General features: G+C 63.8%; 3 protein-coding genes (1 of these 3 running past the window's edge). All 3 read left to right on the top strand.

The genetic code is table 11. From position 1 onward, the window contains the following. Tightly spaced (each overlapping or abutting the next), the 3 genes in view from PSH91_RS18220 to PSH91_RS18210 form a layout consistent with a single transcriptional unit that may run on beyond the window. A protein-coding gene (locus PSH91_RS18220) for a non-ribosomal peptide synthase/polyketide synthase (RefSeq protein WP_305466391.1) crosses the window boundary here: on the top strand, nt 1–8,287 show its 3' portion. 4,232 nt of this gene lie to the left of the window's left edge; the window shows 8,287 of its 12,519 coding nt (coding positions 4,233–12,519); the start codon falls outside the window, past its left edge; the stop codon is at nt 8,285–8,287. Beyond that, nucleotides 8,287–21,942: a non-ribosomal peptide synthase/polyketide synthase gene (locus PSH91_RS18215; RefSeq protein ID WP_305466389.1), complete on the top strand. Its 13,656-nt coding sequence runs from the start codon at nt 8,287–8,289 to the stop codon at nt 21,940–21,942. The genes PSH91_RS18220 and PSH91_RS18215 overlap by 1 nt, the downstream gene beginning before the upstream one ends. Then, a complete protein-coding gene (locus PSH91_RS18210) occupies nt 21,939–25,169 on the top strand; it encodes an amino acid adenylation domain-containing protein (RefSeq protein WP_305466387.1) in 3,231 nt (1,076 codons plus the stop codon). The genes PSH91_RS18215 and PSH91_RS18210 overlap by 4 nt, the downstream gene beginning before the upstream one ends.

The raw sequence follows: 25,169 nt of genomic DNA, 5'->3' as shown, positions 1-25,169 counted from the left end.
CAAAGGCCTGGGTTATGGCGTGCTGCGTCATTTGGCAGCACCTTCGGTGCGCGCCGAACTGGCGGATCTGGCGCCACCGCGCATTACGTTCAACTATCTCGGCCAGTTCGACCGGCAGTTCGATGAGGCGGCGTTGTTCGTGCCCTCCAGCGAAGGCAGTGGCGTCGCCCAGGACCCGACGGCACCCCTGGCCAACTGGCTGACCGTGGAAGGTCAGGTCTATGGCGGCGAACTGGCGATGAGCTGGGGTTTCAGCCGTGAGATGTTCGACCGCGCGACCGTGCAGCAACTGGTCGATCGATACGCCATTGAGCTCAAGGCGCTGATCGAGCATTGCGCCAACCTGGTCACTCCGCAAGCCACACCGTCGGATTTCCCGATGGCGTCTGTCACTCAGGCGCAACTCGACGAGCTGCCGGTGTCGGCCGGCCAGCTCGACGATCTCTATCCACTGTCGCCGATGCAGCAGGGGCTGTTGTTCCACACCCTCTACGAGCAGGCCGCCGGTGAGTACGTCAACCAGTTGCGGGTGGACGTGCAAGGCCTGGACACCGAACGTTTCCGCGCCGCTTGGCAAGCCACCGTCGATGCGCAGGACATCTTGCGCAGCGGCTTCATCTGGCAGGGGCAATTGCAGCAGCCGCTGCAGATCGTCCATAAAAAGGTGCAATTGCCGTTCACGGTGCTGGACTGGCGCGAGCATAGCGATCCGTCGCAGGCCCTTGCCGTGCTGGCCGATAGCGAGCGCGCGCAAGGTTTCGATCTGAGCCAGGCGCCGCTGTTGCGCCTGGTGCTGGTGCAGACCGGCGCCGGGCAATGGCATTTGATCTACACCTATCACCACATCTTGATGGACGGCTGGAGCAATTCGCAGCTGCTCGGTGAGGTGATGCAACGCTACAGCGGCCGCACGTCGGCCAGCGCCATCGGGCGCTATCGCGATTACATCGCCTGGCTGCAACGTCAGGACGGGCAATTGAGCGAGGCGTTCTGGAGCGCTCAACTGGCGACTTTGCAGGAGCCGACCCGCTTGGCGCGAGTGATGTCCGCCAGTGAAATCCACAGCGGTCATGGCGATCACTTCCAGACCCTGGATGTCCCGCGCACCCAGGCCCTGGAACAGTTTGCCCGCCAGCAGAAAGTCACCCTCAATACCCTGGTGCAAGCGGCGTGGCTGTTGTTGCTGCAACGCTATACCGGTCACGACTGTGTGGCCTTTGGTGCCACCGTGGCCGGGCGTCCGGCGGACTTGCCGGGCATAGAGCAACAGGTCGGCCTGTTCATCAACACGTTGCCGGTGATCGCCGCACCGCGCCCGGATCAGTCGGTCGGCGCCTGGCTGCAAGCGGTGCAGGCGCAGAACCTCAGCCTGCGCGATTTCGAGCACACGCCGTTGGCCGACATCCAGCGCTGGGCCGGGCAGGGCGGCGAAGCGCTGTTCGACAACATCCTGGTGTTCGAAAACTACCCCATCGCTCAGGCCCTGCAAGAAGGCGCCGGGCAGGGCGTGGTGTTCGGTGAGGTCACTCACCAGGAGCAAACCCATTACCCGTTGAGTGTTGCGGTGACCATTGGCCAGAGCCTGGCGCTGCACTACAGCTTCGACCGGGCGCATTTCAGCCCGGCGGCCATCGCCGGCATCAGCGAGCACCTGTTGCAACTGCTGGAACGCTTCGCCGAATCGGCGCTGCGCAACCTGGGGGAAATCGCCTTGGCCGGCGCCGAGGAGCAGGCTCGGCAACAGGCGGCCAACCATCCGCAGCCATACCCGACCGACATTGCCGTACACCAGCGCATCGCCCATCTGGCAGCGCTAAACCCACACAGCACGGCGGTGATCTTTGACGGTCAGCGTTTCAGTTATGGCGACATCGAGCGGCGGGCGAACCAATTGGCCCACGCACTGATGGCCCATGGTGTGGGCCCGGAAACCCGGGTCGGCGTGGCCTTGCCGCGCAGCGAAGGGGTGATTGTCGCGCTGCTGGCGGTGCTCAAGGCCGGCGGTGCTTATGTGCCGCTGGACACCGGCTATCCCCGTGAACGCCTGGCGTACCTGATCGAGGATTCAGGGTTGGCGTTGTTGCTCACCGACTCCCGGGTGTCGGCGCAGTTGCCGTTGGAAGGCGCCGCCCAGGTGCTGGAGCTCGATCGCCTGGACCTGAGCCTGCAACCGCTGAGCGCACCGTCCGTCCAGATCGACCCGCAAAACCTCGCCTATGTGATCTACACCTCCGGTTCCACCGGAAATCCCAAGGGTGTGAGTGTGGCCCATGGTCCGCTGGCGATGCACTGCCAGGCCATCGGCGAGCGCTATGAGATGCACAGCAGCGATTGCGAATTCCATTTCATGTCCTTCGCCTTCGACGGTGCCCATGAGCGCTGGCTTACCAGCCTGACCCACGGTGCCTCCTTGCTGATTCGCGATGACAGCCTGTGGACCCCGGAACAAACCTACAACGCCCTGCGCGAGCACGCTGTGACGGTGGTGGCGTTCCCGCCGGTGTACCTGCAACAACTGGCCGAACACGCCGAGCGCGAAGGCAACCCGCCGAAGGTGCGGATCTATTGCTTTGGTGGCGATGCGGTGGCCAACGCCAGTTTCGAACGGGTCAAGCGCGCCCTGAATCCAGATTTCATCATCAACGGCTACGGCCCGACCGAAACCGTGGTCACGCCGCTGATCTGGAAAGCGGGTCGTGACGAGGTGTGCGGCGCCGCGTATGCGCCCATCGGCAGCCGCATCGGCGACCGCAGCGCTTACGTGCTGGACGCCGACCTGAACCTGCTGCCCCAAGGCATGGCCGGTGAGCTGTACCTGGGCGGCAGCGGTCTGGCTCGTGGTTACCTCAACCGTCCAGGCTTGACGGCCGAGCGGTTTATCGCCGACCCGTTCAGTGCTGGTGGTGGCTTGCTGTACCGCACCGGCGACCTGGTGCGCCAGCGCGCCGACGGCACGTTCGATTACCTGGACCGCATCGACAACCAGGTGAAGATTCGTGGTTTCCGTATCGAACTGGGAGAGGTCGAAGCCAGCCTGCAAGCCCTCGAGGGCGTGCGTGAAGCGGTGGTGGTCGCCCAGGAAGGCAGCGCCGGCAGCGGCAAGCGTCTGGTGGCTTATGTGGTGGCCGATGAATCAATGGCGCCGCGTGCCGATTTCACCGAGCACCTGCGCGATCAACTCAAGGCTACCCTGCCGGCGCACATGGTCCCGGCCTATCTGCTGCTGCTCGAACGCCTGCCACTGACCCCCAACGGCAAGCTCGACCGCAAGAACCTGCCCAAGCCTGACGTCAGTCAATTGCAGCAACGCTACGTGGCACCGCGCAGCACCCTGGAGCAGCAACTGGCGTCCATCTGGCAGGACGTGCTCAAGCTCGGCCAAGTCGGCCTGCGGGATAACTTCTTCGAACTGGGGGGCGATTCCATCGTCTCGATCCAGGTGGTCAGCCGCGCCCGTCAGACCGGTATTCACTTCACCCCCAAAGACTTGTTCCAGCACCAGACCATCGAAGCGTTGGCGGTGGTGGCGCGTTCGGGTGAAACCACGCACGTCATCGATCAAGGGCCGGTGAGCGGTACGCTGACCCTGTTGCCGGTGCAACGGCTGTTCTTCGGGCAGGCGATCCCTGAGCGTCAGCACTGGAACCAGGCGGTGATGCTCAAACCCACGCACGCTCTGGATGCCCGCGTGCTGGCGCAAGCCTTGAGCGCGCTGGTGGTGCACCACGATGGCCTGCGCTTGAGCTTCAGCGAACGCAGCGAGGGCTGGCAGGCCACTTACCGGTCCCCGGCCAGCCACTGCGCAGAGCTGCTTTGGGCGGTGGACGTGCCTGACGCCCAGGCGCTGGAAAACATTGCCAACCGCGCGCAACGCAGCCTGGACCTGCAAGACGGGCCGCTGCTGCGGGCGGTGCTGGCGACGTTGGCCGATGGCAGTCAGCGGCTGTTGCTGGTGATCCATCACCTGGTGGTGGATGGCGTGTCGTGGCGGATTCTGTTCGACGATCTGCAAAGCGCCTACCGGCAACTGGCCGACGGCGGGATGCTGCAGTTGCCGGCGAAAACCACCTCGGCACAGGTCTGGGCCGAACGTTTGCAAGGTTATGCCCGCAGCGCGTCGTTGCAGGAAGAACTGGCCTACTGGCAGACCCGGCTGGAGGGTGTCGATGGGCGGTTGCCGATGGACAATCCCCAGGGCGGCCAGCACAACCACCTCGCGCTGACGGTACGCACCCGGCTCGATGCTTCATTGACCCGCCAACTGCTGCAAGACGCGCCCAAGGCCTATCGCACCCAGGTCAATGACCTGCTGCTTACCGCTTTGGCCCGGGTCATGGTGCGCTGGACCGGCACCGACAGCGCGTTGATCCAGCTCGAAGGCCATGGCCGCGAAGCGTTGTTCGATGACGTGGACCTGACCCGCACCGTCGGTTGGTTCACCAGCCTGTACCCGGCCAGACTGACGCCGTCGATGGACCTGGGGACCTCTCTCAAGCAGATCAAGGAGCAGTTGCGCTCGATCCCCAACAAAGGCCTGGGTTTCGGTGCCTTGGCTCATCTGGCGGATAACCCGACGCAGGCGATCCTTGCCCGGCTGCCGGTACCGCAGCTGACCTTCAATTACCTGGGGCAGTTCGATGCCAGCTTCAGCGAAGCGCAAGGTGCCTTGTTCGTGCCGGCCAGCGAAGGCGCCGGCGATGAATTGAACGCCCAGGCTCCGCTGTCCAACGTCCTGGCGCTGAACGGCCAAGTGTTTGGCGGCGAACTGAACCTGGGCTGGACCTTCAGCCGCGAGCAGTTCAACGAAGCCACCGTTCAGGCCCTGGCCGACGATTACGCCCGCGAGCTGCAAGGCTTGATCGAACATTGCTGCCACGGCGAGCATGGCGGGGTGACGCCGTCGGACTTCCCCCTGGCCCGCCTGAACCAGCAGCAACTCGATGATTTGCCGGTGGCGACGGCGCAGATCGCCGACCTGTATCCACTGTCGCCGATGCAACAGGGGATGCTGTTCCATAGCGTCTACGGCGACGCCACGGGCGACTACATCAACCAATTGCGCCTGGACGTTGAAGGCCTGGAGCCGCAACGTTTCCGTCAAGCCTGGCAGGCGGCGCTGGACGCCCATGACATCCTGCGCACACGGTTTGTCTGGCAGGGTGACCTGCCAGATCCGGTGCAGATCGTCAGCAAGCAATTGGACTTGCCTTACCGCTTGCATGATTTGCGGGACGATGCGCAGCGCGATGAAACCTTGCAGGCCCTGGCCGAAGCCGAGCGTCGGCAGCTGGACCTGAGCGCGCCGGCCCTGTTGCGACTGCTGATCGTGCGGCTCGATGAGCAGCGCTATCAGTTGATCTACACCCATCATCACATCCTGATGGACGGCTGGAGCAATTCCCAGTTGCTGGGGGAAGTGTTGCAGCGCTACAGCGGCCAGAGCGTCACGGTGCACGGCAGTCGTTACCGCGACTACATCGCCTGGCTGCAACGCCAGGATGGCGCCGCCAGCGAAGCGTTCTGGAGACCTGCGCTGCAACGTTTGGAGGCCCCGACGCGGCTGGCCGATGCCGTTGCTTCGCCGACCCAGACCGGCGCCGGTTATGGCGATCACGTGCAGGTTCTGGACGAGACGCTGACCCGCCGTCTGGAAGCTTTCGCCCGTGCCTCGAAAGTCACCGTCAACACGCTGGTGCAGGCCGCGTGGCTGCTGCTGTTGCAGCGTTACACCGGCAAAGACACCGTGGCCTTCGGCGCGACGGTGGCCGGTCGTCCGGCGGACTTGCCCGGTATCGAGCAGCAGATCGGCCTGTTCATCAACACCCTGCCGGTGATCGCCAGCCCTCGGGCCGAGCAGTCCCTGGACAGTTGGCTGCAAGCGGTACAAGCACAGAACCTGGCGCTGCGCGAGTTCGAGCACACCGCGTTGCTGGACATCCAGCGCTGGGCCGGGCAGGGCGGTGAAGCGCTGTTCGACAGTTTGCTGGTGTTCGAGAACTACCCGATTGCCCAGGCCCTGGAGCAAGGCGCGCCGGATGGCCTGCGCTTTGGTCCGGCGGCCACCCAAGAGCAGACCAACTACCCGTTGACGCTGTTGGTGGGCCTGGATCGGCAACTGTCGGTGCACATGAGCTACCAGCGGGCCAGTTTCGAACCCGCCACAGTGACGCGACTGGCGACCCATCTGGCTCAGTTGCTGGGACAGATGACCGATGGCGGCGAGCGTTGCCTGAGTGAACTGTCGATGCTGGAGTTCGATGAGCATCAGCGCCTGACCCACGACTGGAATCCGCTGGACGCGCCGTTCGAGCAAAACCTGTGCATCCATCAGATGATTGCTCGCCAGGCCGAGGCCACACCGGATGCCCTGGCGGTGACCTTCGCCAATACTCGACTGAGCTACAGCGAAGTCGATGGCCGCGCCAATCGTCTGGCTCACAAACTCATCGAAATGGGCGTGGGCCCGGAAGTGCGCGTGGGCGTGGCGATGCCGCGCTCCGAGCACCTGCTGATCGCCTTGCTGGCGGTGCTCAAGGCCGGTGGCGCCTACGTGCCGCTGGACCCGGATTACCCGGCCGAGCGCGTGGCCTACATGCTCGACGACAGCCGCGCGCGGGTATTGCTGACTGAACAATCGGTGGCGGCAACGCTGAGCGTGCCGGCCGAAACCGCTGTGCTCATGCTGGATCAGCTCGACCTGGCGCACTACCCATTGAGCGCACCCCACACAACCGTGACGCCCGACAACCTCGCCTACGTGATCTACACCTCCGGCTCCACCGGCCAGCCCAAGGGCGTGGCGATTGCCCATCGCAACGTGCTGGCGCTGATCGACTGGTCCAGATCGGTCTACAGTCGCGATGACATTCAGGGCGTGCTCGCTTCGACCTCGGTGTGCTTCGACTTGTCGGTGTGGGAGCTGTTCGTGACCCTGGCCAACGGCGGTTCGCTGATCATCGCCCGCAACGCCCTGGAGCTGCCGCAACTGCCGGCCCGCGATCAAGTACGGCTGATCAACAGCGTGCCCTCGGCCATTGCCGCGTTGCAGCGCAGCGGCGAGATTCCGGCCAGCGTGCGCATCATCAACCTGGCCGGGGAACCGCTGAAGCAAAGCCTGGTGGATGCGCTGTATCAGCACCCCATCGGTGGGAGCGAGCCAGTGGAAGCAAAACCAGTAGGAACAGAGCCTGTGGGAGCAAAGCTTGCTCGCGATAGCATCCTATCGGCTGGCCCATGTGTAACTGACCCACCGCCATCGCGAGCAAGCTTTGCTCCCACAGACTGTGCTTCCACAGGAGTGCTCCCACAAGGGATTGAGCACGTCTACGACCTTTACGGCCCCTCGGAAGACACCACCTATTCCACCTGGACCCGCCGCACTGCCGGCGGCACGGCGAACATCGGCCGGCCCGTCAAGCACACCGCCAGCTACCTGCTCGACGCCAACCTGCAAGCGGTGCCCCAGGGCGTTTCAGCCGAGCTGTACCTGAGCGGCGCGGGCATCACCCGTGGCTACCTCGGCCGCGCAGCGATGACCGCCGAGAAGTACGTACCCAACCCGTTTTCCACAACCGGCGAACGTCTGTACCGCACGGGTGACTTGAGCCGTTATCGCGCCGATGGCGTGCTCGAGTATCAGGGCCGCATCGACCATCAGGTGAAGATCCGCGGCTTCCGCATCGAGTTGGGAGAAATCGAAGCACGGCTGCTGCAACAGCCCCAGGTGCGTGAGGTGGCGGTGCTGGCCCAGGACGTGTCGGGCGGCCAGCAACTGGTGGCCTACGTGGTCGCTCCGTCCCTGAATCTGGATGACACCGAGGAGCAACGCGCACTGCGCGATGAACTCAAGGCCAGGCTCAAGGAGCACCTGCCCGACTACATGATCCCGACCCATCTGCTGTTCCTCGATCAATTGCCGCTGACCCCCAACGGCAAACTCGACCGCAAGGCCCTGCCGGCTGTGGACACTGGCTGGTTGCAGGCCGGTTATGTCGCTGCGGTCACTGAACTTGAGCAGCAGGTCGCGGCGATCTGGGCACAGGTGCTCACGGTGCAGCGCGTGGGCCTGAACGATCACTTTTTCGAGCTGGGCGGCCATTCGCTGCTGGCAGTCAATGCCGTCTCGCGCATGGCGCTCGAACTGGGGCTGACCCTGACCCCGCAACTGCTTTTCCAGCACCCCGTCCTGAGGGATTTTGTCGCGCAACTGGACACCGGGGATGCGCCAATCAATGAACAGAAACTCAGCAAGCTGCAAGCCCTGCTTGATGAAATGGAGGAAGTCTGATGGACAAGAGTGTTGCTTTGACGATTGCCAAGCGCTTTATCACTCTGCCGCTGGACAAACGTAAGCTGTACCTGGAGAAAATGCTCGAAGAGGGCGTCTCGCCGGCCAATCTGCCGATTCCCCAGGTCCGTCTCGGGCTCGAACACATCCCGCTCTCCTACGCCCAGGAACGTCAATGGTTCCTCTGGCAAATGGATCCCCACAGCTCGGCTTACCACATCCCCAGTGCCCTGCGCCTCAAAGGGCAGTTGGACGTGCCGGCCCTGGAGCGCAGTTTCAACGCACTGCTCGAGCGCCACGAAAGCTTGCGCACCACCTTCGGCGAGAACGGCGAGCAAACCGTGCAGGTCATCCACCGGCACATGCCCCTGGGCATCGCCGTGCAGGCCTTGACCGCCGCTCCGTCGGCCAGCGAGGACGACGCCATCAAGGCGTTCGTCGAGGCTGAAACCGCACGCCCGTTCGATTTGCGCCAGGGGCCGTTGCTGCGGGTTTCGCTGTTGAAAATCGCCGAGGACGACCACGTGCTGGCGCTGATCCAGCACCACATCATTGCCGATGGCTGGTCGATGCAGGTGCTGGTGGATGAGTTGGTGCGTCACTACGCGGCCGACACCGCCGGCCAGCCGTTGGCGTTGCCAGCGCTGAGCGTGCAATACGCCGACTATGCGATCTGGCAGCGTCACTGGCTCGAGGCCGGTGAGCGTGAGCGGCAGTTGGCCTATTGGGTGCAGACCCTGGGCGACGAACAACCGGTATTGGAGTTGCCCCTCGATCATCCGCGCCCGCCCGTGCAGAGTTTTCGCGGTGCGCGCCTGGACCTGAACCTGCCGCCGGAACTCGGCGCGGCGCTCAAACAGTTGGCCCAGCGCGAAGGCGCCAGTCTGTTCATGGTCTTGCTGGCCTCGTTCCAGGCCTTGCTGCATCGCTACAGCGGCCAGCCGCAGATCCGCGTCGGCGTGCCGGTGGCTAACCGCAATCGGGTCGAGACCGAGGGCCTGATCGGCTTTTTCGTCAACACTCAGGTGCTCAACGCCCATGTGGATGGACAACTGCCGTTCGACCGTTTGCTCGCGCAGGTCAAGCAGTCGGCCATGGCGGCCCAGGCTCATCAGGACTTGCCGTTCGAGCAGTTGATCGAGGCCCTGCAACCTGAACGCAGCCTCAGCCACAGTCCGATCTTCCAGGTCATGTTCAACCACCAGACCGCCAGCGACACCCAGGACCGGCAACAGCAACTGCCGCACTTGAGCGTCGAAGACCTGGTGTGGGAAGGGCGCACCGCCCAGTTCGATCTGACCCTGGGCACTTATGAAACCGGGCAGGGTGTCGCGGCGGAGCTGACTTACGCCACCGACCTGTTCGAACCCCACACCATCGAACGCCTGGCCCGCCACTGGCAGAACCTGTTGCAAGGCATCGTCGATGCGCCGCAGCAGCGCATCGGTGAGTTGCCGCTGCTCGACACCGCCCAGCAGCGCCGCACACAGCAAGACTGGCACCGTGTGGTCGACCATGGCAGCGATGCCCTGTGCGTGCACCAGCGCATCGCCGAACAGGCGCGGATAACACCTGATGCACTGGCGCTGAGCATTGATGGACAGACCTTGAGCTACGGGCAACTGGAGGCCCGCGCCAACCAGCTCGCCCACCGCTTGATCGGCCTGGGCGTGACGCCGGACCAGCCGGTGGGCATCGCGGTGCAGCGCAGCGCCGAGATGCTTGTCGGCCTGCTGGCGATTCTCAAGGCCGGCGGCGCTTATGTGCCGCTGGACCCGGCGTACCCCGAGGATCGCCTGGCCTACATGATCCAGGACAGCGGCATCGAGTTGCTGCTGACCCAGGCCCGCTTGCAGGCTCAACTGCCGATCCCGGCGACCCTGCGCACCCTGTTGCTGGACCAGCCGGACGCCGCGTGGCAGGCCGCACCGTCCACATGCCCGGCGGTGCCATTGACCACCGAGCACCTGGCCTACGTCATCTACACCTCCGGTTCCACCGGTAAACCCAAGGGCGTCATGGTCCGCCATGGCGCGCTGAGCAACTTCGTCACCAGCATGATCGCCCGGCCAGGCATCACGGCCAGCGATCGCATGCTGTCGCTGACGACGTTTTCCTTCGACATTTTTGGCCTGGAAATCTACGGGCCGTTGTCGGCCGGGGCCAGCGTGGTGCTGACCGGCCAGGACGTGCATCAGGATCCACAAGCGGTGCTGGCGCTGATCGAGCGTCACGATGTGAGCGTGCTGCAAGCCACACCTTCGAGCTGGCGCATGTTGCTGGATCATGAGCACTCGGCGGTGCTGGCCGGTCGCACGTTCCTCTGCGGCGGCGAGGCGTTGCCCCTGGAGTTGGCGCAACGACTGCTGGCGCTTTCGCCGAAGGTCTGGAATCTCTATGGCCCGACCGAAACCACGATCTGGTCGGCGGTGCATCCGCTGAGTCTGGAAAACAGCCGTCCGTTCCTGGGCAAGCCGCTGGACAACACCGCCCTGTACATCGTAGGCAGTGACCTGACGCTCAACCCTCCGGGCGCCCCGGGTGAGTTGCTGATCGGCGGCGACGGGCTGGCCCGCGGCTACTTTCAACGTCCGGCGTTGACCGCCGAACGGTTTGTGCCGGACCCGTTCTCCACCTCGGGTGAGCGGCTGTACCGCACCGGCGACCTGACCCGTTATCGGGCCGAAGGCGTGGTCGAGTACATCGGACGCATCGACCATCAGGTCAAGATTCGCGGCTTGCGTATCGAGCTGGGTGAAATCGAAGCCGCATTGCTGGCCCAGGACACTGTGCGGGAAACCGTGGTGGTGGCCCATGAGGCCCCGACCGGTGCGCAACTGGTGGGTTACGTGGTGCTCGCGATCGGTGAAGCAGCGGACGAGGCTTCGTTACGCGCTTCGCTCAAGGCCGCGCTCAAGGCGCAATTGCCCGAGTACATGGTTCCGGCGCACCTGGTGTTCCTGGTACAACTGCCGCTGACGCCCAATGGCAAGGTCGATCGCAAGGCGTTGCCGGCGCCGGATGTGGGCGATGTGCAGCGGCTTTACGTGGCGCCCCGCAGTCAGCGTGAGCAACAGGTGGCGGCGATCTGGCAGGAGGTGCTCAAGCTTGAGCGAGTAGGGCTGGAGGACAACTTCTTCGAATTGGGCGGGCACTCGCTGCTGGTCACCCAGGTGGTGTCTCGGGTCCGTCGAGCGTTGGCTATCGAAGTGCCGCTGCGCAGCCTGTTCGAACACAGTACGTTGCAGGATTTTGTCAATGCCCTCGACGCCGGCCAAGGCGAACTGGCGCCTGCGATGGTGCCGGTGTCGCGTGACGCACCGCTGCCGCTGTCGTTTGCCCAGGAACGCCAGTGGTTCCTGTGGAAAATGGACCCTGACAGTGCCGCCTACAATATTCCGACCGCGCTGCGGATGCGCGGTGCGCTGGACAAAATCGCCCTGCGCCTCAGTTTTGAAGCGCTGCTGCAACGTCACGAAAGCCTGCGTACAGCGTTCGTGGAGGACGATGGCCGCACCTGCCAGGTGATTCGCCCACAGGGGCAGGTCCACTTCGTCGAGCAACGCCTGGCAGTGGCTGACGAGGCCAGTATTCAGGCGTTCCTCGAGCAGCAGACGCAACGCCCGTTCGATCTGCTGAGCGAGGCGCTGTTGCGCGTGGCGCTGCTGGAGTTGAGCGAGCAGGAGCACATTCTGGTCCTGACCGTGCATCACATCGTTGCCGACGCCTGGTCGTTGCAGGTGATGGTCGACGACCTGATGAGCCTGTATTCGGCGTTCATTCAGGAACAGCCTGCGCAGTTGCCGCCTCTGGCGGTGCAATACGCCGACTATGCCGTCTGGCAGCGACAATGGATGGCCGCCGGCGAACGGGAGCGACAACTGGCCTACTGGACCGGGCAACTGGGCAGCGAGCAACCGCTGTTGGAGCTGCCCACGGACCATCCGCGCCCGGCGCAGCAAAGCCTGCGCGGCGCGCGTTTGCCGATTGTGCTGGATCGCTCGCTGAGCGACGCCCTCAAAGCCCTGGCCCGACGGGAAAACGTCACGCTGTTCGTGCTGTTGCTCGGTTCTTTCCAGGCGCTGCTACATCGCTACAGCGGTCAGGCCGACATCCGCGTCGGGGTGCCGATTGCCAACCGTCATCGCCTGGAAACCGAGCGGTTGATCGGTTTCTTCGTCAATACCCAGGTGCTGCGGGCCGAATTCCACCGTGATCTGACCGGTGCGGATTTGCTGCAACAACTCAAGCAGACAGCCATGGCGGCGCAGATGCATCAGGACCTGCCGTTCGAGCAATTGGTCGATGCCTTGCAACCGCAGCGCAACCTGAGCCACAGCCCGTTGTTCCAGGCCATGTTCAACCACCGCAACGAAACCGGTGCGGCACTGGCCAATGCCTTGCCAGGCCTGGCGGTCGAACCGCTTGGCTGGGAACAGCGCACCGCACAATTCGACCTGAGCCTGGATACCAGCGATAGCCCGCAAGGCCTGCACGCCGCCCTGACCTACGCCACGGATCTGTTCGAGCCGGCCACCATCGAGCGCATGGGCCGGCACTGGCTCAACCTGTTGCAAGGCCTGGTGCAGGACCTGCATCGGCCCGTTGCGCAGTGGGCGCTACTGGACGCTGACGAACGGCGGCGGATGCTGCTCGACTGGAACGCGACGACGGCGCAATACCCCCTCGATCGCAGTGTGCATGGGTTGATCGAAGAGCAGGTGCGGCGAACCCCGGACGCCCCGGCGCTGGTTTTCGGCGAGCAACGCCTGACGTATGCCCAGCTCAACGCCCGGGCCAATCGCTTGGCTCACCGGCTGATCGAGCAGGGTGTCGGTCCGGATGTGCTGGTGGGCATTGCCGTGGAACGTTCCGTGGAAATGGTGCTGGGGCTGTTGGCGATTCTCAAGGCCGGCGGTGCCTACGTGCCGCTGGACCCGGAATATCCGCAGGAGCGCCTGGCCTATATGTTCGAAGACAGCGGCATCGGTTTGCTGCTGACCCAAAGCCACTTGCTCGAACAATTGCCGATCCCGCCGGGGCTGCGCAGCCTGGTGCTGGATCTGCCCGATGACGAGCTGCAAGCAGGCCGCGACGCCAATCCGCACGTCAAACTCGACGGCGAAAACCTGGCGTATGTGATCTACACCTCGGGTTCCACTGGCAAGCCCAAGGGCGCGGGTAATCGTCATTTGGCGTTGGTCAATCGGCTGTGCTGGATGCAGGACGCGTATCGGCTGGAGGCGGACGACAGCGTGCTGCAAAAAACGCCGTTCAGTTTCGACGTGTCGGTCTGGGAGTTTTTCTGGCCGCTGCTGACCGGCTCGACACTGGTGGTGGCCGCGCCGGGCGCTCATCGCGACCCGACACAACTGATCGAACTGATCACCGCGCAGCGCATCACCACGCTGCACTTCGTGCCGTCGATGTTGCAGGCTTTCCTGCAAGACCCACACGTGGCCGAATGCACCAGCCTGAAACGCATCGTGTGCAGTGGTGAAGCCTTGCCGGTGGATGCGCAGCAGCAGGTGTTCGCCAAACTGCCGAACGCCGGCCTGTACAACCTCTACGGTCCGACCGAGGCGGCCATCGACGTGACCCATTGGACCTGTGTCGAGGAGGGGCGCGACAGCGTGCCGATCGGTCAACCGATTGCCAACCTCGGCACCTGCATCCTCGATGATGAACTGTCACCGGTGCCAGTGGGGGTGATCGGCGAGCTGTACCTGGCGGGCGAGGGCCTGGCCCGTGGTTACCATCGACGTCCGGCGCTGACGGCCGAGCGGTTCGTGACCGGCCCCTTTGGCAATGGTCAGCGCCTGTATCGCACCGGCGACCTGGCGCGCTACCGCGCCGATGGCGTGATCGAATACGCCGGGCGGATGGATCATCAGGTGAAGATCCGTGGCCTGCGCATCGAGTTGGGTGAAATTGAAGCGCGCCTGGCCGAGCACGACGACGTGCGCGAAGCCGTTGTCATCGCTCAGGACGGGAGCTTGCTGGTGGCCTACGTGGTGCCGGCGCGCGCCGAGTTGCTGGCCGCCGAAGACATCGTTCGCCAGACACTGCAAGGTCATCTCAAGGAGCATTTGAGCCAGGCCTTGCCCGACTACATGGTGCCGCAGCACTGGTTGTGGCTGGAAAAAATGCCCGTCAGCCCCAATGGCAAACTGGAGCGCAAGGCGCTGCCCAAGGTCGATATCACCGCCAAACCCAAGGCTTACATCGCACCGGTCACCGCCATCGAACAGGCGTTGGCCGGTATCTGGCAAAGCGTGCTCGGGCGCGGGCAAGTGGGGCTCAGCGACAACTTCTTCGAGCTGGGGGGCGATTCGATCGTCTCCATCCAGATGGTCAGCCGGGCCCGTCAGGCAGGCATCCATTTCAGCCCCAAGGATTTGTTCATACATCAGACCATCCAGGGTCTGGCCAGCGTGGCGACCCTGGGTGACAGCGGGCTGGCTATCGATCAGGGGCCGGTGACGGGAGAGACGCTGCTGCTGCCGTTCCAGCAATGGTTTTTCGACCAGCCCATGGCCGAGCCTCATCACTGGAACCAGTCGGTGCTGCTCAAGGGGTTGCGGCCTTTACACGCCGGGCATCTGGAGCAGGCGTTGCAGGCATTGGTTGTCCATCACGATGCCTTGCGCCTGGCCTTCAGGCGTGAGGACGACGCCTGGACCGCTCGCCATCAAACACTCGCTGAACAGCAGGCGATCTGGCGTCGCTCACCGCTGTTGTGGACGGCTGAGGTGGCAGATGCCCCGGCGCTGGAGCGCCTGGCCGAACAAGCCCAGCGCAGCCTGGACCTGGAAAGCGGCGCGTTGTTGCGCGGTGTCCTGGCGAACCTGGCCGATGGCAGCCAACGGCTGTTGCTGGTGATCCATCACCTGGTGGTGGACGGGGTGTCCTGGCGCATTCTGCTGGAAGACCTGCAACAGGCTTATGAACAATTGCAGGCCGGCCAGACCCCGAAACTGCCGGCCAAGACCAGCGCCACCCAGGCCTGGGCGCAACGCTTGAAAACCCATGCGGGCAGTGCAGCGTTCCAAACCCAGATGGCGTACTGGCAAGGGCAACTTGAGGGCGCTCGCGGCGATTTGCCCTGTGACCGGCCGCAGGGCGAACTGCGCAGGTGTCATGGGGCGCAGGTCCAGACGCGTCTGGATAAAAACCAGACCCGCCAGCTCTTGCAGCAAGCGCCAGCGGCCTATCGCACCCAGGTCAACGATCTGCTCCTGACGGCCCTGGCCCGGGTGATCGGTCGCTGGACCGGGGAGGACTCGACCTTGATTCAGTTGGAGGGCCATGGCCGCGAGGCTCTGTTCGACGACCTGGATTTGAGCCGCAGCGTCGGCTGGTTCACCAGTCTGTTTCCGGTCCGGTTGACACCGGCCGCGACCACCGAGGATTCGATCAAGGCCATCAAGGAGCAATTGCGCGCGATACCCGACAAGGGCCTCGGATTCGCCGTGCTGCGCTACCTGGGTGATGAGCCGACGCGGTGTGCCCTGCAGGCGTTGCCGGTGCCACGCATCACCTTCAACTATCTGGGCCAGTTCGACAGCGGATTTGCTGATGACGCCGCTGGGCTGTTTGTTCCGGCCGGCGAATCGGCGGGCGCGCCACAGAGCCCGCTGGCGCCGCTGGACAATTGGCTGACGCTCAATGGCAGCGTCTACGCGGGTGAGTTGAGCATCGACTGGACATTCAGCACGCAGATGTTCGATGAGTCGACGATCCAGGCGCTGGCCCTGGATTACGCTCAGGAGCTGCAGGCGTTGATCGAGCACTGCTGCCAGACCCGGCATCAGGGCTTCACACCGTCGGACTTCCCGCTGGCCGGGTTGACTCAGGCCCAGCTGGACACGTTGCCGCTGGCTGCGCGGCAGATCGAAGACATCTATCCGTTGTCGCCCATGCAGCAAGGCATGCTGTTCCATACGCTGTATGAGCAACAGGCCGGCAATTACATCAATCAACTGCGTGTTGATGTCGCAGGCTTGGACGTCGAGCGCTTCCGCCAGGCCTGGCAGGCGGCCATGGACACCCATGAAGTGCTGCGCAGCAGTTTCGTCTGGGACGGTGATTTCAAGCGGGCGTTGCAGGTTGTACACAAGCAGATGGAGGTTGCATTCCTGTTCCGCGATGGAGGCGCCGCAGCGAATCCATCCCAGGACCTGGACGCCCTGGCGTTGGCGCAGCGCCAGCAGGGTTTCGAGCTGGATGCGGCGCCGCTGTTGCGCTTGCTGGTGGTGCGCGTGGCAGAGGACCGCTATCACCTGATCTACACCAGCCATCACATCCTGATGGACGGCTGGAGCAACTCGCAGTTGCTGGGGGAAGTGTTGCAACGCTACGGCAGCCAACCCGTCGTTGCATCTGGCAGCCGCTACCGGGACTACATCGCCTGGCTGCAACGCCAGGATGGCGCCGCCAGCGAAGCGTTCTGGAAGCCCGCGCTGCAACGTTTGGAGGCCCCGACGCGGCTGGCCGACGCCGTTGCATCACCGACCCAGACCGGCGCCGGTTATGGCGATCATGTGCAGGTGCTGGACGAGACGCTGACCCGCCGTCTGGAAGCTTTCGCCCGTGCCTCGAAAGTCACCGTCAACACGCTGGTGCAGGCCGCGTGGCTGCTGCTGTTGCAGCGTTACACCGGCAAAGACACCGTGGCCTTCGGCGCGACGGTGGCCGGTCGTCCGGCGGACTTGCCCGGCATCGAGCAGCAGATCGGCCTGTTCATCAACACCCTGCCGGTGATCGCCAGCCCTCGGGCCGAGCAGTCCCTGGACAGTTGGCTGCAAGCGCTACAAGCACAGAACCTGGCGCTGCGCGAGTTTGAGCACACCGCGTTGCTGGACATCCAGCGCTGGGCCGGGCAGGGCGGTGAAGCGCTGTTCGACAGTTTGCTGGTGTTCGAAAACTATCCGATTGCCCAAGCCTTGGAACAGGGCGCACCGGACGGTTTGCGCTTTGGCCCGGCGCTCACCCAGGAACAAACCAGCTACCCATTGACGCTGTTGGTGGGGTTGGATCGGCAACTGTCGGTGCACATGAGCTACCAGCAGGCGAGCTTCTCGGCGGCCACGGTAGAACGGCTGGCGACCCATCTGGTTCAGTTGCTGGGCCAGATGACCGATAGCGGCGAGCGTTGCTTGGGTGAACTGTCGATGCTGGAGTTCGATGAGCATCAGCGCCTGACCCACGACTGGAATCCGGTTGATGCGCCCTTTGAACAAGCGCTGTGCATTCACCAGATGATTGCTCGCCAGGCCGAGGCCACACCGGATGCCCTGGCGGTGACCTTCGCCAATACCCGATTGAGCTACAGCGAAGTCGATGGCCGTGCCAATCGCCTGGCTCACAAACTCATCGAAATGGGCGTGGGCCCGGAAGTGCGCGTGGGCGTGGCGATGCCGCGCTCCGAGCACCTGCTGATCGCCTTGCTGGCGGTGCTCAAGGCCGGTGGCGCCTACGTGCCGCTGGACCCGGATTACCCGGCCGAGCGCGTGGCCTACATGCTCGACGACAGCCGCGCCAAAGTGCTGCTGACCGAACAGGCGGTAGTGGCAACGCTGAGCGTGCCGGCCGAAACCGCTGTGCTCATGCTGGATCAGCTCGACCTGGCGCACTACCCATTGAGCGCTCCACGCACAACCGTGACGCCCGACAACCTCGCCTACGTGATCTACACCTCCGGCTCCACCGGCCAACCCAAGGGCGTAGCGATTGCCCATCGCAACGTGCTGGCGCTGATCGACTGGTCCAGATCGGTCTACAGCCGCGATGACATCCAGGGCGTGCTCGCGTCGACCTCGGTGTGCTTCGACTTGTCGGTGTGGGAGCTGTTCGTGACCCTGGCCAACGGCGGTTCGCTGATCATCGCTCGCAACGCCCTGGAGCTGCCGCAACTCCCGGCCCGCGATCAAGTACGGCTGATCAACAGCGTGCCCTCGGCCATCGCCGCGTTGCAGCGCAGCGGCGAGATTCCAGCCAGTGTGCGCATCATCAACCTGGCCGGGGAACCGCTGAAGCAAAGCCTGGTGGATGCGCTGTATCAGCACCCCATCGGTGGGAGCGAGCCAGTGGAAGCAAAACCAGTAGGAACAGAGCCTGTGGGAGCAAAGCTTGCTCGCGATAGCATCCTATCGGCTGGCCCATGTGTAACTGACCCACCGCCATCGCGAGCAAGCTTTGCTCCCACAGACTGTGCTTCCACAGGAGTGCTCCCACAAGGGATTGAGCACGTCTACGACCTTTACGGCCCCTCGGAAGACACCACCTATTCCACCTGGACCCGCCGCACTGCCGGCGGCACGGCGAACATCGGCCGGCCCGTCAAGCACACCGCCAGCTACCTGCTCGACGCCGACCTGCAAGCGGTGCCCCAGGGCGTTTCAGCCGAGCTGTACCTGAGCGGCGCGGGTATCACCCGTGGCTACCTCGGCCGCGCCGCGATGACCGCCGAGAAGTACGTACCCAACCCGTTTTCCACAACCGGCGAACGGCTGTACCGCACGGGTGACTTGAGCCGTTATCGCGCCGATGGCGTGCTCGAGTATCAGGGCCGCATCGACCATCAGGTGAAGATCCGCGGCTTCCGCATCGAGTTGGGAGAAATCGAAGCACGGCTGCTGCAACAGCCCCAGGTGCATGATGTAGCGGTGCTGGCCCAGGACGCTCCGGGCGGTCAGCAACTGGTGGCCTACGTGGTTGCTTCGGCGTTGCAAGCGGACGAAAGCAGTGCGCGCGCCCAGCTCAAGGCAGGCCTCAAGGAGCATCTGCCCGACTACATGATCCCGACGCACCTGTTGTTCCTCGAACACCTGCCCCTGACCCCCAACGGCAAACTCGACCGCAAGGCCCTGCCAGCCGTGGATACCGGGTTATCGCAAAGTGGTTACGAGGCACCCGAGGGTGAGCTGGAGCAACAGATTGCCGGTGTCTGGCAAGAGGTGCTGGAGCTGGAACAGGTCGGTCGCAACGACCACTTCTTCGAGCGCGGTGGTCACTCATTGCTGGCGACCCAGGCCGTTTCACGCTTGCGCAAGCTGACCGGCTATCCGCTGAGCCTGCGTGACCTGTTCGATCATCCGCAGCTCAAGGCGCTGGCGGCGCTGATGGCCGGCACCGTCGATGGACCGGTCCGGGCGGGCGATTCCCGTGGGGTGCGGCTCCAGGCCCATGGGCCACGCCGTTCCGCGCCGCTGTCGTTGGTGCAGCGACGTTTGTGGGTCGCCGAACAATTGTCCGGCGGCACTTCGGCGTATGGCATGCCCATGGCGCTGCGCCTGTGCGGCGAGTTGTCGGTGGAGCGTCTGATGAGCAGCTTTGCCGACGTGGTACGCCGTCATGACGTATTGCGCACTGCGTATCGCCAAAACGAAGAAGGGGATCCGGTGGCGCTGATTGCCGATGAGGTCCGACTGGACTTCCCGGTGATCGACCTGTCTGGTCTGTCGCCCAGTGCCCGGCAGGAACAGGTGGCCCAGGCGACGCTGGAAAATGCCCGCACCCCGATCGATCTGGAGCAGGCACCGCTGCTGCGCGGGCGGATCCTGCACCTGGGGCCGACCGAACATGTGTTGCTGTACGCCATGCATCACATCATCTCCGATGGCTGGTCGATGGGGCTGCTGATCAACGAACTGGTGCAGGTCTACGAGGCATCCCTCAAGGCTGAGGCGATGCCGCTGGCGCCCCTGGAGATTCAGTACCATGACTTCGCCTTGTGGCAGCAGGCGCTGGAAGAGCAGGGCGTACTGGCGCGTCAGGCTGACTACTGGAAACACCGGCTCAGTGGCTACGAGGGGCGCCTGAACCTGCCGCTGGCCCGCCCTCGGGGCCAGACCGCCTCCTATGACGGCGATGCGCTGCAGTTCCAGCTTCCCACCGGGCTGACCGGTGCCTTGCGCCGGTTGTCCAGCGAAGCCGGGGTCACGCTGTACAGCACGCTGCTGGCGTCCTTCCAGGTGTTATTGCATCGGCTCTGCGCTGCGCAAGATCTGGTGGTTGGCGCCGACGTGGCGGGTCGTGAACAGCCGGAGCTGGAGCGGCTGATCGGTTTCTTCGTCAACGTGCTGCCCCTGCGTTCGCGTCTGGACGCCGATGCCTCGTTCGCAAGCTTTTTGGCGCAAACCCAGGACAACCTGCTTAGCGCCCTGGAGCATCAGGACTTGCCGTTCGACCAGATTGTCGAGGCCTCGGGCGTGCCACGACACAAGGGCATGAATCCCTTGCTCCAGGTGTTGTTCGTGATGAACAACGTGCCGGTGCGCACCCGCTCCATAAAGGGGTTGAGCGTGGAATTGCTGCCGGCGTTGGAGACCCATTCTAAATTCGACATGGCGTTGTTCGTTGACGAAGAAGAAGGGCAATTGCGCGGCACTTGGCAATTCGCCACAACCCTGTTCGGACATGAGCACATTCAGCACCTGATTCAGGCCTGGACCGCCCTGTTGGAACAGATCGTCGCTGATCAGGACATTCAATTGGGAGCTATCAGCATGCCAGTCGACAACTTGGCGGCCGCCGCCAAGCCTGCCACCGTCCCGGGGCCCAAGGCCGATAAGCTGGGCAAGTTTCTCAAACGCTCGGTGACACCGCTCGCCAAGCCTCGACCGGCGCGGGTGCGTGAATCACTAGTGGCAGCACCGCAGCGATTCCCGTTGATGCTGGAGCCGGGTGAACCCCAGCTGGATGTCATCGAGTGGATTCATCAGAACCGGCCGCTGATCGAGCAAAAGCTGGCCGAACATGCGGGCATTCTGTTCCGCGGTTTTGAACTGGATGGCATCCAGGGCTTTGAAGCGTTCGCCGAAGCGATCCAGCCCGGCCTTTATGGTCAGTACGGCGATTTGCCGAAGAAGGAAGGGGGCAAGAACAGCTACCGTTCCACGCCGTACCCGGAGCGCAAGATGATTCTGTTCCACAACGAAAGCTCCCATCAGGACCGCTGGCCGCGCAAGCAGATGTTCTATTGCGAGCAAGCCGCGCCTGTGGGCGGTGCGACTCCCGTAGTGGATTGCCGGTTGATGTACGAAAAACTGCCGTCGGACCTTCGCGAGAAGTTCGAAGACAAAGGGCTGCTGTATGTGCGCACCTTCACCGACAAACTCGACGTGTCGTGGCAGCACTTTTTCAAGACCGAGGACCGCCGCGAAGTTGAGGCCCGGTGTCGGGCGGGCGGTATCCAGTGGCGCTGGCTCGACAACGACGAGTTGCAGACCCGCACACCGGGGCCGGCGATCATCACGCACCCGATCACCGGGGAGAAGTCGTTCTTCAATCAGGTGCAATTGCATCACATCTATTGGCTGGAGCCGGATGTGCGGGAGGACCTGCTGTCGATGTTCGGTCTGGAGCGCATGCCTCGGCATGTGTATTACGGCGATGGCACACCGATTGAGGATGAGGTGATGGCGCGCATCGGTGATTTGTATGAAGCCTGTGCGGTGCGTTTCGACTGGCGCAAGGGCGACGTGATCCTGCTGGACAACATGCTGGTGGCCCACGCCCGCGACCCGTTCGAGGGCCCCCGCAAGATCGTGGTTGCCATGGGCGATATGTATGAGCGCAGCGCGCTGGAGGGCCAGGTCGATGCCGGGGCCGCCATCCAGGGCATCCGCAACCTGGAGGAAACCGGAGCATGAACGAGGTATTGATGGACCAGCAGGACCCCGGCTTTGCCTTGACCCCCGAGCAACAAGCGATGCTCGAACAACTGTCGAGCACGGCGACCTGTGGCGAAGCATTGCGTTGGCTGAATGTGGTCATCGACGGCGATCTCGATCCGCAGCGATTGCAGATCGCGTTCAATACGCTCCTGGCACAGCAGCCAATGCTGCTGGCGCGGCTGGACAAAGTGGCCGGTTTCCACGGCTTGCGTCAGGTCGCCAGCGACGCCGCTCGTTTCCCGCTGACGATACAGGCAGGCGAGCAACGGACCGAGGATGTCCAGGCGCAGATCAAGGATTCTCTGGGCTGTGCTTTTGTGGTGGGCGAATCGCCAAACGTCCAGGCCGTGCTTTATCGTCTGGCGCCGCAGCAATGGCAACTGGTGCTGGGTATCGCTCGCTACAGTGCCGATGCGCAATCGCTGAATCTGCTGCTGGAGCAAGTCCAGCAAGCGTACGCCGCAGTTCAGGCGTCGGAAGACGAAGCACCGGGCGAGTTTGCCCAGTACCTGGAATGGCGCAGTGAGGTGGTGCTTGATGAAGATGCCGCCACCGGACGAACCTATTGGCAGCATTACCTGCAAGGCGTGCAGACGGACATCGCCACACCGTGGTTGGCTGCGCGCAGCGCCGGCAGTGAGACGGGGGCCGCTGATACCTGTGTGTCGCTGACCCTGGAGCCGGCCCAGCGCGATGGGTTGCAACGGTTGGCCGAGCAGCTCGATCAGCCGCTTGCCACGCTGCTGCAAGGCGCATGGTGGGTGTTGCTGGGACGTTTGAGCGGCCTTGAGCAGGCGCTGGTGGGCGTGCGTCATGACAGCCGTGGCGACTATGAATACTTCGCCAATGCTGTGGGCGTGTTCGAGAAAACCCTGCCGCTTAGCGTTTCATTGCCCGCGACGGTGTCGTTCAGCGAGTGGCTGGACGAGCTGGCGGCGCGCCTGGAAGCCCATCGCACCTGGCAGGAATACTGGGCGCCGGAACTGTCGCCTGAGGCGGCGCGCCCGGCCTACGGCTTTACGCTGGGGCAGGCTAACCGGGCCGGCAACAGTGGCGGCCTTAACTGGGCTGTTGCAGAGTCCGTGCGGGTGCCGGCAGATCCATTCGAGTTGCTGTTGCAGGTGCAATTGAACGCTGCCCAGCAGCTTGCCGCGGTCAATCTGCATTACGCCAGCTCGCGTTACTCGCCGGCCTCGGCCAGCGCCGTGTTGGAACAGTACGGCGTGCTGTTGGCGTCGATCCTTGCCGCTCCACACACCGCATTGGCGCGGCTCGATCTGTTGAGTCGCACCGCAGAGCAGCGCTTGCTGGCAATCAACCCCGCCATGCACGCGTTAGCTGATGGCCGTTATCTGCCGCAGCGCATCGCCGATCTGGCGTCGCATACACCGAACGCCATTGCCCTGACCGACGCCCGTCAGCAAATGAGCTACGGCCAGTTGCAAGCCCGGGTTGACAGCATGGCGCAGGGCCTCAAGCAGCAAGGCGTGGGCGCCGGTTCGATGGTCGCGCTGGCGTTGCCGCGCTCGGTGGATCTGGTGATTGCAATGCTGGCGAGCTGGCGCCTTGGTGCGGCGTATCTGCCCCTTGATGTGCAGTGGCCCCAGGCGCGTCAGGCGTTGATGCTGGAACAGGCCGGCGCGGCGTTGTTGTTGACCGATGCGGCGCATCTGCCGGCCTGGCAGGATCAGCCGTATAAGGCGCTGACCGCGGCTGAGCTGAGCCATCCGGCTACGCCAATGCCGGCGCTCGCCACCCAGGGCAACGATATCGCCTATGTGTTGTTTACCTCCGGCTCCACCGGTGTGCCCAAAGTCGTGGTGATCGAGCATCGGCAACTGCTCAATTACACCGCCCAGGCCAGTCAGGCGCTGGGGCTTGCCCAGTGCAAGAACGTCGGTTTCAGTTCCAGCGTGGCGGCGGACCTGGGTAATACGGCGTTGTTTGGCGCGTTGTTCAACGGCGCGACCCTGCATGTGGCCAGCGATGAGCAGATGCAGGACGGCGTGTTGTTTGCCCAGTACCTGCAACAGCAGCAGATCGACTGCCTGAAAATCGTGCCCTCGCACCTCGCGGCGCTGCTCGACAGTGAGCGGGCGCTGCTGCCGGGCACCCTGGTGCTTGGCGGTGAGCCGATTGCGCCGACCTTGGTCGAGCGCATCGCCCGGTTGCGCAGCGATTGCCGGGTGTTCAACCACTACGGGCCGACCGAAGCCACGGTGGGGGTAATGATTCATCCGCTGTCACTGAATGGCGCGGCCGGCGACTGTTCGGCGCTGACCCAGGTGCTGGGCAACAACCAGGTTTACGTGCTGGACGCCGATCTGCGTTTGGCGCCGGTGGGCGTGCTGGGTGAGGTGTACCTGGGCGGAGCGCAGTTGTGCCGGGGCTATCTGAATGCCGAAGCCGATGCGCAGGCGTTCATCCAGAGTCCCTTTGATCCGGCGCAGCGGTTGTATCGCACCGGTGACCTGGCGCGTTATCGGCCGGACGGGGCGATCCAGCTATACGGACGGCGCGATCAGCAGGTCAAGGTGCGTGGGTTCCGTATTGAACTGGCGGAGATCGAGGCCGTGCTTGTGCGCATGCCGCAGGTGGCCGAAGCATTGGTGTTGCCGGCAACGTCGGCCGAGCAGGGGCTGTTGGCCTTTGTCGTGGCGCAGCAGGGACTGTCGACGGGCTTGCTCGACGCCGCGCGCGCTGAGCTGAGCGCCCGCTTGCCCAGCGTGATGGTGCCGCAGCACGTGCATCTGATCGAACGATTCCCGCGACTGGCCAACGGCAAGATCGATCGCCACGCACTGCAGCAGTTGGCGGTGGCTACAGCGGACGATGAAGACGCCGCGCCACGCGATGCGCTGGAGCAATTGCTCGCCGCGCGCATGGCGCAGTTGCTTGGACTTGAGCGATTGGGCATCGATCGCGACTTCTTCGCCGCCGGAGGTCATTCGTTGCTGGTGATCAAACTGGTGGCCGGTATTCGCAAGTTGTTGCAGTGCGAAATTCATCCGGGACTGGTCTTCGATCATCCGACCGTGGCGTCCTTGGCCCTGGCCCTGCGGGCTCTGGAGAGCAGTCCGGGGCAACTGGAAAAAATGGCCCAGGTGCGCTTGCGCATGGAGGCGATGAGTCCCGAGGAAAAGGCTCTCCTGACCGAACAGGCTCGGCAGCTGCAAGCCGCCAAGGCGGCCCAAGGCAGCTGA

This window comes from Pseudomonas sp. FP1154 (genome assembly GCF_030687245.1).
GTDB lineage: Bacteria > Pseudomonadota > Gammaproteobacteria > Pseudomonadales > Pseudomonadaceae > Aquipseudomonas > Aquipseudomonas rhizophila.
Note: the sequence above shows the minus strand (reverse complement) of the source record. Positions and strands in the feature narration are given on the sequence as shown.

Bases quoted from the DNA above. Each gene is read 5' to 3' on its own strand.
- PSH91_RS18215 (WP_305466389.1), top strand. From the start codon at position 8,287: ATGGACAAGAGTGTTGCTTTGACGATTGCCAAGCGCTTTATCACTCTG.
- PSH91_RS18210 (WP_305466387.1), top strand. From the start codon at position 21,939: ATGAACGAGGTATTGATGGACCAGCAGGACCCCGGCTTTGCCTTGACC.